The 14,417-nt window shown below is 33.8% G+C and carries 16 protein-coding genes; 6 read left to right on the top strand and 10 right to left on the bottom strand.

Annotation, left to right across the window (positions count from 1 at the left end; all coding sequences use genetic code 11):
• The first annotated feature begins 96 nt into the window (after positions 1–96).
• The 4 genes from I3217_RS15240 (at position 97) to I3217_RS15225 (ending at position 4,293) form a co-directional block, all read left to right on the top strand.
• Positions 97–1,011, top strand: coding sequence for a dimethylarginine dimethylaminohydrolase family protein (locus I3217_RS15240; RefSeq protein WP_435050637.1), 915 nt, complete (start codon positions 97–99; stop codon positions 1,009–1,011).
• Between the two features lie 74 nt (positions 1,012–1,085).
• The gene (locus I3217_RS15235) at positions 1,086–1,682 is read left to right on the top strand and encodes a SprT-like domain-containing protein (RefSeq protein ID WP_435050636.1); all 597 of its coding nucleotides are present in this window, start codon (positions 1,086–1,088) and stop codon (positions 1,680–1,682) included.
• Between the two features lie 14 nt (positions 1,683–1,696).
• Complete coding sequence (locus I3217_RS15230) at positions 1,697–2,776, top strand: mannose-1-phosphate guanylyltransferase (protein WP_435050635.1); 1,080 nt, start codon at positions 1,697–1,699, stop codon at positions 2,774–2,776.
• A gap of 2 nt (positions 2,777–2,778) precedes the next feature.
• Positions 2,779–4,293, top strand: coding sequence for a DUF389 domain-containing protein (locus I3217_RS15225; protein ID WP_435050634.1), 1,515 nt, complete (start codon positions 2,779–2,781; stop codon positions 4,291–4,293).
• Between the two features lie 2 nt (positions 4,294–4,295).
• Here the strand turns inward: I3217_RS15225 and I3217_RS15220 are convergent, their stop codons facing one another.
• Both I3217_RS15220 and I3217_RS15215 read right to left on the bottom strand, forming a co-directional pair.
• Positions 4,296–5,063, bottom strand: a complete 768-nt coding sequence (locus tag I3217_RS15220; protein WP_435050633.1) for an ABC transporter ATP-binding protein — start codon at positions 5,061–5,063, stop codon at positions 4,296–4,298.
• Positions 5,063–5,800 carry an MlaE family ABC transporter permease gene (locus tag I3217_RS15215; RefSeq protein WP_435050632.1) on the bottom strand — a complete coding sequence of 246 codons (738 nt, stop codon included), beginning with the start codon at positions 5,798–5,800 and terminating at the stop codon, positions 5,063–5,065. Before I3217_RS15215 ends, I3217_RS15220 begins: the two co-directional genes overlap by 1 nt.
• Before the next feature lie 112 nt (positions 5,801–5,912).
• On the opposite strand from I3217_RS15215, the gene pafA reads away from it, so the two are divergent.
• Entirely contained in the window at positions 5,913–7,568 is a 1,656-nt protein-coding gene (gene pafA, locus I3217_RS15210; protein WP_435050631.1) for an alkaline phosphatase PafA, read from the top strand.
• A gap of 48 nt (positions 7,569–7,616) precedes the next feature.
• On the opposite strand, the gene I3217_RS15205 is transcribed toward pafA, so the two are convergent.
• From I3217_RS15205 to rsfS, 6 genes are all read right to left on the bottom strand, one after another.
• A complete protein-coding gene (locus I3217_RS15205) occupies positions 7,617–7,883 on the bottom strand; it encodes an acyl-CoA-binding protein (protein WP_435050630.1) in 267 nt (88 codons plus the stop codon).
• Positions 7,884–7,892: 9 nt separating this feature from the next.
• Complete coding sequence (locus I3217_RS15200) at positions 7,893–8,543, bottom strand: phosphatidylserine decarboxylase family protein (protein ID WP_435050629.1); 651 nt, start codon at positions 8,541–8,543, stop codon at positions 7,893–7,895.
• Positions 8,533–9,354 carry a phosphatidate cytidylyltransferase gene (locus I3217_RS15195; protein WP_435050628.1) on the bottom strand — a complete coding sequence of 274 codons (822 nt, stop codon included), beginning with the start codon at positions 9,352–9,354 and terminating at the stop codon, positions 8,533–8,535. Before I3217_RS15195 ends, I3217_RS15200 begins: the two co-directional genes overlap by 11 nt.
• 1 nt (position 9,355) lies before the next feature.
• The gene (locus I3217_RS15190; protein WP_435050627.1) at positions 9,356–9,967 is read right to left on the bottom strand and encodes an LUD domain-containing protein; all 612 of its coding nucleotides are present in this window, start codon (positions 9,965–9,967) and stop codon (positions 9,356–9,358) included.
• Between the two features lie 121 nt (positions 9,968–10,088).
• Positions 10,089–12,026, bottom strand: coding sequence for an ATP-dependent zinc metalloprotease FtsH (gene ftsH / locus I3217_RS15185; protein ID WP_435050626.1), 1,938 nt, complete (start codon positions 12,024–12,026; stop codon positions 10,089–10,091).
• Between the two features lie 9 nt (positions 12,027–12,035).
• Positions 12,036–12,407 (bottom strand): ribosome silencing factor, encoded by a 372-nt coding sequence (rsfS, locus tag I3217_RS15180; RefSeq protein ID WP_435050625.1) that lies wholly within the window; start codon positions 12,405–12,407, stop codon positions 12,036–12,038.
• 94 nt (positions 12,408–12,501) lie between these two features.
• Between rsfS and I3217_RS15175 the strand changes: the two genes are divergently transcribed.
• Positions 12,502–13,233, top strand: coding sequence for a biotin--[acetyl-CoA-carboxylase] ligase (locus I3217_RS15175; protein WP_435050624.1), 732 nt, complete (start codon positions 12,502–12,504; stop codon positions 13,231–13,233).
• Here I3217_RS15175 and I3217_RS15170 read toward each other — a convergent pair.
• Both I3217_RS15170 and pyrE read right to left on the bottom strand, forming a co-directional pair.
• Positions 13,230–13,625, bottom strand: a complete 396-nt coding sequence (locus tag I3217_RS15170; protein ID WP_435050623.1) for an SRPBCC family protein — start codon at positions 13,623–13,625, stop codon at positions 13,230–13,232. The genes I3217_RS15175 and I3217_RS15170 overlap by 4 nt on opposite strands.
• Positions 13,626–13,649: 24 nt before the next feature.
• Positions 13,650–14,294: an orotate phosphoribosyltransferase gene (gene pyrE / locus I3217_RS15165; RefSeq protein ID WP_435050717.1), complete on the bottom strand. Its 645-nt coding sequence runs from the start codon at positions 14,292–14,294 to the stop codon at positions 13,650–13,652.
• Positions 14,295–14,417: the final 123 nt, after the last annotated feature.

Below are 14,417 nucleotides of genomic sequence, written 5' to 3'. Positions count from 1 at the left end.
AATTAAGAAGAGTTAAAACCTAATGTCATTTTAATTGTTTAACGCGATAAATGTTTCGTGGAAAACTGATTAAAATGACATTTTTTATTAGATGTTATGTTAGCATTAAATGTTAAAAATGAGACTTCTCGGTTAAGAGCCGTTGTATTAGGAACTGCGACCAGTAATGGTCCAATTCCTGCTGTTCATGAGGCTTACGATCCAAAATCAATAGAGCATATCAAGGCAGGAACCTACCCTTCAGAGGAAGATATGGTTAAAGAAATGGATGCTATAGCTAAAGTTTTCGAGAAATATAATGTGCAGGTTTTCAGACCAAAAATTATTCCGGATTATAACCAGATTTTTGCAAGAGATATTGCATTCGTTATCGATGATTGTTTTATAGAGGCTAATATTCTACCAGATAGAGAACAGGAATTAGAGGCTCTCGACCAGGTCCTGGCTCAGATTAATCCTGAAAAAATCATTAAACCACCTAAAGAAGTGCATATAGAAGGTGGTGATGTAATGCTTTGGAATGACTATATTTTTATTGGTACGTATCGCGGAAGTGATTATGCCGACCATATTACTGCAAGAACAAATGCACAGGGAGTGGCTTTTATTAAGGCACTTTTTCCAAATAAAATTGTCAAGGATTTCGATTTGGTGAAATCAAAAACAGAGCCAAGGGATAATGCACTGCATTTAGATTGTTGCTTTCAGCCTGTAGGAAAAGATAAGGCAATAATTTACAAAGGCGGGTTTAAGGAGGAAAGTGAATATCAGTTTTTAATCGATTTATATGGAGAACAGAATGTATTTCATATTACTAGAGAAGAAATGTATCAAATGAACAGTAATGTGTTTTCTATAGATGAAAATGTAGTGATTTCCGAAGAGAATTTTACGCGGTTGAATGATTGGTTAAGAGCACAAGGTTTTACTGTTGAAGAAGTGCCTTATGCCGAAATTTCAAAGCAGGAGGGGCTTTTAAGATGTTCCACTATGCCGTTAATACGCGATTAATTTACTTATATTATTTAATGGCTTAAACAAATAATAATATTGCTAATAACTTAGAATATTTTACTTTTGTTTTAATGCATACCAACCTAAAATCATACATTCCGGAATCTGCTGTAAGTGAGGTTTTAAATTTATTAAAGCATGACAATTTAACCGTTATTGTTAAGCAGGAACGTAAAACCAGACATGGAGATTATAGGAGATTGCCGAACGGGAAACATCAGATTACGGTAAATTCAAATTTAAATCCGTATCGGTTTTTATTGACATTAATACATGAAATAGCGCACTTTGAGGCTTTTTCCAAATACGGAAAAAATATTAAACCTCATGGTAAAGAGTGGAAGCGAACGTTTCAGCATTTAATGTTGCCATTTTTAAATCCGGATGTGTTTCCTTATGATTTATTGCCACTGTTAGCCAATCATTTTAAAAATCCGAAAGCCACAAGCGATACCGATACAGCTCTGGCGTTTGCACTGAAGCAATTTGATGTCGGTACAGATAAAAAAACATATGTTTTTGAAGCTCCGGAAGGAAGTTGTTTTCAAATTTATAATGGCAGACAGTTTAAAAAAATAAAAAAACGTGTAAAAAGAATTGAATGTGTGGAACTTAATACGGGAAAAATTTACCTGTTTAATCCTAACGTTGAAATAGAAATTATTTAAAAAAAACAATCGCTATGAACAAGAATTATTATGCCATAATTATGGCTGGTGGAGTAGGTTCCAGATTTTGGCCTGTTAGCACAAATCAGTTTCCAAAACAATTCCACGATATGTTAGGTACGGGAGAAACCTTAATACAGAAAACCTTTCATCGACTTAATAAATTTATTCCGCAGGAAAATATTTATATTCTGACTAATGAGGCTTATAATGATCTTGTTTTAGAACAATTACCGGAAATTCAGCAAAATCAGGTGGTTTTAGAACCGGCTATGCGTAATACAGCACCGTGTATTTTATATGCAGCTTTAAAGATTCAAAAAGAAAACCCGGATGCCTTAATGTTAGTAGCCCCTAGTGACCATTGGATAGAGGATGAAACAGCTTTTTCTAAAAATGTCTTATCAGCATTCGAATTTTGTAAAGCTAACGATGCTTTAATGACACTGGGTATTCAGCCAACGTTCCCCAATACAGGCTATGGTTATATTGAATATGATACTGAATCTGAGCATGACATAAAATCGGTAAAACAGTTTAGAGAAAAACCGGATTACGAAACGGCTAAATCATTTATTAAGCAGGGTAACTTTGTTTGGAATGCGGGGATTTTTATGTGGAGCGCAGCCAGCGTATTAAAAGCTTTTAAAGACAATCAGCCAGAATTATATCATTTATTCGAAAAAGGGAATGTTGCTTACAATACTCAAGAAGAACATGGTTTTATTCAGGAAAATTATGGTAAAGCAGAAAACATTTCTGTGGATTATGCCATTATGGAATGTTCAGATAATGTTTATGTTTTACCGGCAGAATTCGATTGGAACGATTTAGGGACCTGGGGAAGTCTTTACGATAAATTGGACAAGGATACCAATAATAATGCGGTGGTAAATGCCAGAACTTTGGTAGAAGATGCTCAAGGGAATATGATTAGAACTAAAGACAATAAAATTGTTGTTGTTGAAGGTTTAAACGATTATATAATTATTGATAAAGACGAAGTTTTGCTTATCTTTCCGAAAGATAAAGAACAAGAAATAAAGCAGGTTCGAAGCAAAGTTGTAGACACCTTTGGGGAGAACTACAGTTAAATATGACCGAAAACAAGTTTAATTTTTCTGAAGAAGAAGCAAAAAAGCAAGATCAGGCGGCTGCAGAAGCTAAGGATGCAGCCGTAGAAGATTCCAAAGAAGCCATAAAAGAAGAAGCGAAAGGACTTTTAGTAAGTATAAAGACCTTTCTTTCTGATCTTCTTGATTTTAGACAGGATACCGATCAACAGGCTACTATCGATGCCATAAAAGGAGATATTCCGTTTAAAGGAGCAACAGCATGGATTCTTATCTGTTCTATTTTTGTGGCCTCTATTGGATTAAATGCCAATTCGACTGCAGTAGTTATTGGAGCCATGTTAATTTCTCCTTTAATGGGGCCTATTTTAGGCATTGGGCTTTCAGTAGCCATTAACGATATTGATACCTTAAGAAAATCGCTTGTTAATTTCGGTGTAATGATTTTTTTGAGTGTACTTACTGCATTCTTTTTTTATAAGTTTTTTCCACTTCAAATAGAATCTTCAGAATTATTAGCGCGTACCAAACCAGATATTCGTGATGTATTAATTGCTTTTTTTGGTGGAGCAGCCCTTATAATAGCACGGACTAAAAAAGGAACAATTGCTTCGGTAATTTTTGGAGTTGCTATTGCTACAGCCTTAATGCCGCCTTTATGTACAGTAGGTTATGGATTAGCTGTATCCTTAGACGATTTTTCAAAAGGGATCCGTTATGCATCAGGGGCGTTTTACCTGTTTATAATCAACACGATTTTTATTGCCTTAGCTACTTTTGTAGCTCTTAAGATTTTACGCTTTCCAATGATAAAATACGTAAATTCTCAAAAGAGGAAACGTATATCTCAAATAGCATCTATTTTGGCCATAGTTGCTATGATACCTGCAATATGGACGTTTATAGACGTTTTAAAGGAGAGTAATTTTAACAGAGAAGTGCAATCTTATTTGGATGAAGAATTAAAGGGTTTACCGCAATATGAATATGTAAAGAAAAATGTGGTTTTTAAGTATTCTACTAAAAAGGAGGAATCTTTTATACAGTTTAACACTTATGGTTTAAGCTATATTCCTGATGAAACTATTGATTTACTTAAAGCACGTATGCAAGCTTATCCAGCTTTAAAAAATGCGAAATTTGTAGTGAATCAAACGCGATCAGATTTTGATCATGTAAAGTATATGGAGCAATTGAGATCTCGTGATTCGTTAGATTTATTATCTCAAAGTCAGAAAATTTCATTTTTAGAAAGTAAACTGGCTCAATTGCAATATCTGGAGAAAAAGACTATTCCTTTTGAAGAGGTTATGAAAGAAGTTCATATAAATTATAAGAATCTGGATCAGTTTAGTTACTCGCCTGTAATAACTTCAAATTTTGAAAAGACGGATACAGTCCCTGTTTTTGCGGTACGTTGGAAAAAGGATGCCAAGTTGAAGAAATCTGAAATTCAGGATCAAAAAGAAACTCTGGAAAAGTGGTTAAAGTATAAGTTGAAATTAGATACCTTGGTTGTTAAACAAGTATCGAATTAAATTTACTGGTTTTCTTCCAGGTACATTTTACGTACTTTCTTGAATAATTCAGACGAATATACAAAGTCAGTTACCACCTCGTTATCAGTTTTAAAAATGGTTTTATTAGAGCCTTCCCAAGCTTTAAGACCATCTTTTAAGAATACAATTTTTTCACCAATTTCCATTACAGAATTCATATCATGTGTGTTGATTACGGTTGTAATATTGTATTCGTCTGTAATTTCCTGAATCAGATTATCGATTACGATAGCTGTTTTAGGATCCAGACCAGAGTTTGGCTCGTCACAGAACAAATATTTAGGATTGTTTACTATCGCTCTCGCAATGGCAACACGCTTTTGCATTCCTCCTGAGGCTTCAGACGGTAATTTTTTATGCGCATTTTCAAGATTAACCCGTTTTAGAACGAAGTTTACCCGGTCGTCCATTTCACTGTTGCTTTGTTTTGTAAACATGCGTAACGGGAACTTTACATTTTCTGCTATAGTCATCGAATCGAATAAAGCACTTCCTTGAAAAACCATACCTATTTCAGCACGTAGATCTCTTTTTTGATCTTCAGATAGATTTGAGAAAACACGTCCTTCGTAAGAGATGCTTCCACTTTCGTATTCGAATAATCCCAGTAGGCATTTTAAAAATACCGTTTTACCAGATCCACTTTGTCCAATAATTAAATTTGTAATTCCTTTGTCGAAAGTGGTGCTTATTCCCTTAAGAATATGAGCATCTCCAAACGATTTATGTAAATCTTTAACTTCAATCATCAGCTTAAAAGTACTTGGGTTAAAACAAAGTTAAGTGCAATTATGGCTACACTCGTCCAAACAAAGGATACGGTACTGGCCTTACCAACATCTAAAGCGCCTCCTTTCATGTAAAAACCATGGAAAGACGGGATAGTAGCAAGTAAAAAGGCAAACCCGAATGTTTTTATGAAGGCATAAACAATATGATACGGAATAAAGTCTTCCTTTAAACCTGTTAGGTAATCATTTACTGTAGCGAATTCTCCGAAATAACAGGCTGCTAATCCACCTAAAATACCCAGAAACATAGATATGGAAATCAAAAACGGATATAGTAATAAAGCTATTAATTTAGGGAATACTAAGTAGTTTATTCCATTAATACCCATAACTTCTAAGGCATCAATCTGTTCTGTAACACGCATGGTTCCAATACTGGATGTTATAAATGAACCTACTTTTCCTGCCATGATTACAGACATAAAGGTAGGAGCAAATTCTAAAATTACCGATTGGCGTGTTGCAAAACCTATTAGAGATTTGGGCACTAGAGGGTTGTCCATGTTAAGAGCCGTTTGTATAGTAACTACACTTCCAACAAAAAAGGAAATAAATGCAACAATGCCTAAAGAACCAATTATTAAATCGTCTATATCTTTTAAAATGAGTTTTTTCATTACCGACCACTTAGTCGGTTTTTTAAAAATCTGTATAATCATTAAGGTGTAAGCACCTATGTTGTGAAGATAACTCATATAGTAAATTCTAGTTGCTAAAGTAAAAAAATACTATTACTTATTTAATGATTAATTAAAATAAGAAGGATTTTAAAAGTTGTATTTTTACTGTTTTAATAATTTACACCTAATGAAATATTCAATCTTATTTTTAATTCTATTTACTTTTAGTTTTTCTGTTAACGGCCAAGAAGATGTTCAATTTCAATCCCAAGAAAATATCTACGTAAAACCGAAATTAGTTGTTGGTATTGTTGTAGATCAAATGCGTTATGATTATTTAACCCGATTTTATAATCAATATGGAGAAGGCGGTTTTAAACGCTTAATAAACGAAGGTTTTAACTGTAAAAACAATCACTTTAATTACATACCAACAAAAACAGCTCCGGGGCATGCCTCTGTTTACACTGGTACAACCCCTAAAAACCATGGTATTATCGGGAACGACTGGTACGACAAATCAATAAAGGACTACGTATATTGTGCAGGAGATGCAAAAGTAAAAACTGTTGGGTCTACATCTGACGCCGGCAAAATGTCGCCGCATCGTATGTTAGCTACTACTTTTGCAGATGAAAACAGACTTTTTACTCAAAATAAAGGAAAAACTATAGGAATTTCTATAAAAGATAGAGGCGCAATTTTACCTGCAGGGCATACTGCAAATGCCGCATACTGGTTTCATGGTAAGGATGAAGGCGTTTTTATTTCCAGTACATTTTATCAGGAAGCTTTACCAAAATGGGTAAGCAATTTTAATAAGTCTAAAACCGTAAAGTCTTATTTGAAAGATTGGAATACGTTGTATAATATTAAGAATTATACCGAAAGTGGTTCTGATCTAAATGATTTTGAAGAAGGTTTCACAGGAAAGGAAACAGCAACTTTTCCATACGATTTAAAGTCTTTAAGTAAGGAAAATGATGGCTATGATATTTTAAAAACGACGCCTTATGGAAATTCTATAGTTGTAGACTTTACCATGGAAGCTGTAAAGGGCGAAAAATTAGGAGCAGATGAAATTACTGATGTTTTAACAGTAAGTTTTTCCAGTACAGACTATGTGGGCCATAATTTTGGTGTGAATTCAAAAGAAGTTGAAGATACTTATATCCGTCTGGATAAAGACTTGGAGCGTTTACTAAAATTTTTAGATAAGGAAGTTGGAGCAGGAGAGTATACCGTGTTTTTAACGGCAGATCATGGAGCCGTAGACGTGCCAGCTTACCTGGAAACTCAAAAAATCCCTGCCGGTTATTTTGGAAAGAAAGCATTTAAATCGCAATTAAATGACTTTATGGTAAAGCGTTATCTGGCTTCAGATTTAATTGAAAATATTAGCAATAATCAAATCTTTTTAAATCGAGATAAAATTAAGCAATTAGGTCTGGACCTTGCAAGTGTACAGCATGCTATAGTAATGGAATTACAGTCATATGAATTTATTGATAAAGTATACGCAGCTGCAACTATAGCAAATGCCACCTTTAATTCCGGTGTAGAAGAACTGTTAGAAAACGGATATAATTTAAAACGTTCTGGAGATGTTTTATACGAATTTGTTCCTGCTGTTATTTCTTATGGTAAAAAAGGCTCTACACATGGTTCAGGTTTAAATTACGACACTCATGTACCGTTATTGTTTTTTGGTAAAGGAATAAAACATGGAAGTACATTACAGAAAACAAGAATTATTGATATCGCTCCAACAATGTCTGGATTGTTAGGCATTAGTTTTCCAAATAGTGCAACAGGAGTGCCTTTAGACTTTGTTTTAAAGTAAAATAAAGTGAGATTAAAAATGTGATTATTTCTTATACGGAGAATAGACTTATTTTCTGTATAAGAAATAATTATTTACCAGATCAATATATATACGCTTAGCTTCGTCTTCAGAAATATCTTCTACCTGGAATAGGGCATTAGTTTTAAAAGCATTAATTATAGCTTTACCTCCACTTGGTTTACTATAATCGTTTGTAGCTTTTTTATAATAGGCATATAAACGCAAAAGGAAGTCGGCCGGGAAAGGTCCGGGAAGATTATTGATGCGTTCTACAGCATCTTTAAAAGCTGCATCCAATTCTTCAGAAGTCATGTTATAATATTATAATTCCGCTATAATACTTTCTCCACCCTTAACTTTATCGTTAAGTTTAACTTTTACATCGGTACCTAAAGGTAAAAATAAATCAACCCTCGAACCAAATTTAATAAAGCCAGAATCACTTGCCTGTGTTACCTGATCTCCAACTTTAGCATAATTAACAATGCGTTTGGCTAAAGCACCCGCAATTTGTCGGTGAAGTACCTTGCCAAAAGCTTTATTTTGTACAACTACGGTTGTGCGTTCGTTTTCTTCGCTGGCTTTAGGATGCCAGGCTACGAGGTATTTTCCTGGATGGTATTTACTGAAAACTACTTCACCTCCTATTGGGTAACGGGTAACGTGAACGTTTATTGGCGACATAAAAACACTTACCTGTAAGCGTTTTTCCTTAAAATATTCTTTTTCGAAAACTTCTTCAATAACGACCACTTTTCCATCCACTGGAGATAGAACATGATTATCGTTTAATGTTCCTTTACGTTTCGGGTTTCTAAAAAACTGAAGAATTAAAATTAAGAACACAAACAGTGTGAAAAATAACATATTTCTTAACCAGTTTATAGAAACAAACTGGTCTATTACTAAAAATGAGGCAATAACTAATACGAATGTTATTAGTATAATTTTAAATCCTTCTTTATGAAACATAATTTAATATTCTTAAAAACAAATAAATAAAAGGAGCTGCAAAGATAATACTATCTAATCGGTCAAGAAGTCCGCCGTGACCAGGCATTATAATACCACTATCCTTTGCATTTACCTGACGTTTAAATTTAGATTCGATTAAATCGCCAAGCGTTCCAAAAACACTAATTATAATAGCTAAAATAAGCCACTGATTAAAGTTTAAAGTTTCGGTAAAGGTAGCAATAAAATAACTTGCAATGCACGAAAAAAATAAGCCTCCTATAAAACCTTCAACAGTTTTTTTGGGTGAAATTTTTTCAAATAATTTCTGACGTCCAAAATTTTTACCCACTAAGAACGCAAAGGTGTCGTTTACCCATACTAAAATAAAAGAGCCCAGTAGAATAGAAGGGTGGTAGGCATTTTCAAATTTTGCAATCAGTATTAGAAATACAAAAGCGCTTGATAAATAAAAAGAGGTTAATAAAAAGCGTTTAAACTTAAAAATAGGGATTGCTTTTTTAGAAAACAAGTCCTTGATAAGGAACAGTTCTATAAAGATGGAAAGAACCAATAAAATTTGAGATGCTTCGTTTATACCTTTAACTTCTGGCGAGACAATGTGCCAAAGCCCGAATACCAGATAAATAACTATAAATATTAAAAACGGCGCAAAGCCTCTGAATTCAATGAGTTTTTTAAATTCGGCAACACAAATAAGTCCGAAAATAAAGAATAACAATGTGAGTGCCTGTTCGTTAAAAAGCGAAACAATTAATAAAGTAATATAAAGTAAACCAAAAATAGATCTGGTAAGTATTTCTTTCATGCTAGAGGTCTTCTAAAAGCAGCAAATATAAGTTTTTTGAACTACTACCATAGGTCATAAAATCTTTTTCATCAACAGATTTAAAATGTTTTATTGTAGTAATGTTGGTAGGTATTTTTTGCGTGTTTTTAGATTTTATTCCTCTAAGCCCTTCGCTTATATTTTCAACAATTTTACTTGTAGTGGCAAAGACTATAAAGTTATCAGGTAAATCGGCCAGTTTTTTTTCTGCTATTTGTTTAGATGTAATTAACAGAGAACCGTCATCTGCAATCAGGTTTTCACAACTTGTTAAAAAATAAGTGGCATCTGTTGCATTCGGACTGGCAATATTTAAACTGGAAGAGGCAAAACGTTTTTTTAAATCCTGATCCAGAATTAAAATTTTTTCGTTTTCCCAACTATTTTCTTCTATGATATGATCCAGAGTTTCAAAAACTTCATCTATATTTTCGCAATATAAAAATTTACCACCATTGGCTTTAAAGTTTATAGTAAACCGTTCGTCAATTGGTAATTTTATATCTGGCATATATTTGCCTCTGTCTTCAGATTGTATTTCCTCTTCTTCTTTGTTAGATTTGGATCCGAAAAGTTTTCTAAATAGACTCATTAAGACATTCGCTATTAATCTTGATTTAATCAGGTTTTTTCAAAGATAAAAAATCTTAAACTAACCCGAGGGTTAATTTAAGATTTTTAGTATAAGTAAGCGATACTTACTTTAAATAATTTTATTGGTCTAACAACGTTTTTTCTTCTGTTCCGAAAGCGCGTTTACCAAATATTTTTTCTAGGTTATCCTTAAAGATAACTTCTTTCTCTAATAGTACTTCTGCTAATTCTGTAAGTTTATCTTTATTATCTTCCAGAAGTTTAACAGCTCTTACATATTGTTCTTCAATAATATCTGAAATTTCCTTATCGATAAGTTCAGCTGTTTTTTCACTATAAGGTTTTGTGAATCCGTATTCGTTTTGGCTTGAAGAATCGTAATAGGTTAAATTTCCAACTTTATCACTTAACCCATAAACTGTTACCATGGCTCTGGCCTGTTTGGTTACTTTTTCCAAATCGCTAAGAGCTCCGGTAGATATTTTATTGAAAATGACTTGCTCGGCAGCACGACCACCTAAAGCAGCACACATTTCATCCAGCATTTGTTCTGGTCTTACAATTAAGCGTTCTTCCGGTAAATACCAGGCTGCTCCTAAGGATCGTCCGCGTGGTACTATGGTTACCTTAACTAGTGGTGCAGCGTGTTCCAACATCCAGCTAACAGTGGCATGTCCGGCTTCGTGATAAGCCACGGCTTTCTTTTCACTAGGTGTAATAATTTTGTTTTTCTTTTCTAAACCTCCCACTATACGGTCTACCGCATCCAGGAAGTCTTGTTTGTCTACAGCCTTTTTACCTTGTCTTGCTGCAATTAATGCGGCTTCGTTACATACGTTGGCAATATCTGCACCCGAGAATCCCGGAGTTTGTTTTGCAAGAAAATCAGTGTCTAAACTTTCAGATTTTTTGATAGGTTTTAGGTGTACCTCAAAAATCTCTTTACGTTCTCTTAAATCAGGAAGATCAACAAAAATCTGACGGTCAAAACGACCGGCACGCATTAAAGCGCTATCCAGAACATCGGCTCTGTTGGTTGCGGCAAGTACAATAACATTAGTGTTAGTTCCAAAACCATCCATTTCCGTTAATAATTGGTTTAAGGTGTTTTCTCTTTCGTCGTTCGATCCTGAGAAATTACTTTTACCTCTTGCTCTACCAATAGCATCAATTTCATCGATAAAGATAATAGAAGGCGATTTTTCCTTGGCTTGTTTAAATAGATCTCTAACACGAGAGGCTCCTACACCAACAAACATTTCCACGAAATCTGATCCTGAAAGTGAAAAGAAAGGCACTTTAGCTTCACCGGCAACGGCTTTAGCTAAAAGTGTTTTACCTGTTCCTGGAGGGCCTACTAATAAAGCACCCTTAGGAATTTTACCTCCAAGAGAAGTATATTTTTCAGGGTTTTTAAGGAAATCTACAATTTCCTGGATTTCTTCTTTAGCCCCCTCTAAACCGGCTACATCTTTAAACGATGTTTTAACGTCTGTATTTTGGTCGAAAAGCTTGGCTTTAGACTTTCCTATATTGAATATTTGTCCGCCAGCACCTCCACCGGCACCTCCAGACATTCTTCTCATAATGAAAATCCAAACTCCAATTAATAAGATAAATGGTAATATACCAATCAGAAAATCACCCCAAAGGTTTTGTTCTGTTTTGTAGTTTATTGTTGTTTTTAAATCTTTCTCCTGAATCGTGGAATGTAACTGATTTTCGAAATTCTGAAGGTCTCCGAATTCAAAAGAATAATTAGGTAATCTTGTCGTTGATGGAAGTAAGGTAGAAGGCTTCGATTTTTTATGCTCTTCCTTTTTTAAAGCTTCATCGGTAAGATAAACTTTAGCTTCTCTTTTGTTTACAATTTCAACAGTTTGAACATCTCCATCTTCAAGATATTTCATAAATTGAGATGGCGTAGTAGAATTTGCATCTTGTAAACTACTACTGTTAAACAGTTGTGTTGCTATAAAAAATGCAATTAATGCGCCGTAAATCCAGTACGGATTTAATTTCGGCTTTTTATTTGGAGTTTTGTTGTTTTTTGCCATTAAAAAATATTAATAATTTGTTTCAATTATAGTTGTTTTTGCGTCTCCCCACAGGCTTTCTATATCGTAATATTCGCGAATGTGTTTTTGAAAAACGTGAACCACTACATTAACGTAGTCAATTAGAACCCATTCAGCATTATCCTGACCTTCTACGTGCCAAGGTTTATCTTTAAGTTCTTTACTTACTTTTTTCTGAACCGCGTTTACAATGGCATTAACCTGAGTGTTAGAACTTCCTTCACAAACTATAAAATAGTCGCAAACCGTATTTTCAATTTCACGTAAATCAAGAAGGTTTATTTCTTTACCCTTAACATCTTCAATTCCACTAAGTATAGTTGCAATTAGTAGGTCTGCATTTGTGTTTTCTTTCGCCATTAATTTGAATTAATTTGTACAAAGTTATTATTTTTTAGTTCTTTATACTTTAAATTTTACAGAAGTTTTTATCCTGCTAATATAAATAATATAAATGCGTATAATCAAACTTGATGCCATCGATTCTACAAATACGTTTTTAAAACAATTAAGTAGTTGTGAATTATTGCCGGATTATACGGTAGTTACCGCTAAACATCAGTATTTGGGGCGAGGACAAATGGGGACGGTCTGGGAGTCTGAACCATCTAAAAACCTTATGTTTAGCGTGTTTAAGGATGTCGCTTTTCTGCCTTTGGAAAGACATTTTTATATAAGTATGGCAACTGCTATAGCTATATACAAAGCTTTTAAAAAAATGATGTTGCCAAAAGTAAGAATTAAATGGCCAAACGACATTTTGTCAGAAAATAAAAAGCTTTGTGGGGTTTTAATTGAAAATGTTATAAAGCAAGGTGGACTGCGGGATACCATTTTAGGAATGGGCATTAATGTTAATCAGACTGACTTTTCTAATTTACCAAAGGCTAATTCCATAATTAATACCATAGGTGTGCATTATGAACTGGATGAAGTGCTGCAGTATGTTTTAGTAGAACTTAAAGAAACTTTTTCTATCCTGGAGAATGAACAATACGAGCTTATTAAAATGGAATATGAACGCGTATTGTTTAAAAAAAATAAACCTTCAACATTTAAAAATGCTGAAGGTTCTATGTTTGTTGGTATTATTAAAGGAGTAAGTGAATCTGGAAGTTTACAGGTTCTATTAGAAGACCAGGTTATTAAGGAATTCGAGTTAAAAGAATTGACTTTAATGTATTAAAGTGCTTCCGGCATTTTATTTACTAAAGTCTCTAAAAATTTTGAGATAGGTCCTTTAACCATCATAGCCATCATAGGGTTAAAGTCGCCTTCAAATTTTAACTGTACTTCACTTTTACCTTCTGTTGTATCTATTATATTCCCTGTTAGAGAAAAATCCATTTTTCCTCCTGCAGCACCTAAAACAATTTTGTTAGGTGGAGTAACTTCTTTCTTTTTCAGAATAATTTCCGGCATGCCTTTTAAAGCAAACAGAAATTTATCGTCTTCTAATAATTCAAACTTACTAATGTTTTCAGGCATTAGCTTTTCAAAGTTTTTTACATCCGATAAGAAATTGTAAATATCCTGAGATGATTTACTTATTGAAACTTTTGGGGATTCTAAATTCATGATTTTTTGTTTTTACTCAATATATCAAATAGCGTTCCATTCGCTTGGGTTAGCATTCCAATCTGCCAGAGTTTGCATTTCAGATTGTGAGATATAATTGGTTTCTACAGCCTGCTCCAATAAGCTGTCGTAGTTACTTAAAGTGTGTAAGGTAACATTGGCATCGGCGAAATTCTCGTTGGCAACATTAAAGCCGTAAGAGAAAATAGCAATCATGCCTTTTACGTTAAGTTGTTCGTCTTTTAATGCTTTTACAGCGTTAAGGCTACTTTTTCCTGTGCTTATAAGATCTTCTACAACCACAACGTTCTGACCTTTTTGATAAAATCCTTCAATTTGATTCTTGCGACCATGGCCTTTTGCTTCCGGTCTAACATAAATAAATGGAACACCAAGGTATTCGGCAACTAACATGCCAATGCCTATTGCTCCAGTTGCAACACCTGCTATAACGTCTGGTTTTCCATATTGTTTTTCAATATGCTTAGCCATAGTTTCGCGAATGTAATTTCTAATTGGAGGAAATGATAATACGATTCTGTTATCACAGTAAATTGGTGATTTCCATCCAGATGCCCATGTAAATGGAGCACTTGGGCTTAATTTTATAGCATTTACCTGCAATAAAATTTCAGCAGTTTTTCGAGCGGTATGTTTATTAAAAATCATAGTAGCAAAACTACACATAAATTTAAATTTATGTAATAGTAAAAAGTATTAAAATTATTTTTTTAAAGTTAACACGTTTCCTCGAAAAATTGATACTTTTACCGTGTTAATAGTGGATTTTTT

It is taken from the genome of Formosa sp. S-31, from assembly GCF_051172795.1.
Taxonomy (GTDB): Bacteria; Bacteroidota; Bacteroidia; order Flavobacteriales; family Flavobacteriaceae; genus Formosa.
This window is presented reverse-complemented; position numbering and strand designations above follow the sequence as displayed.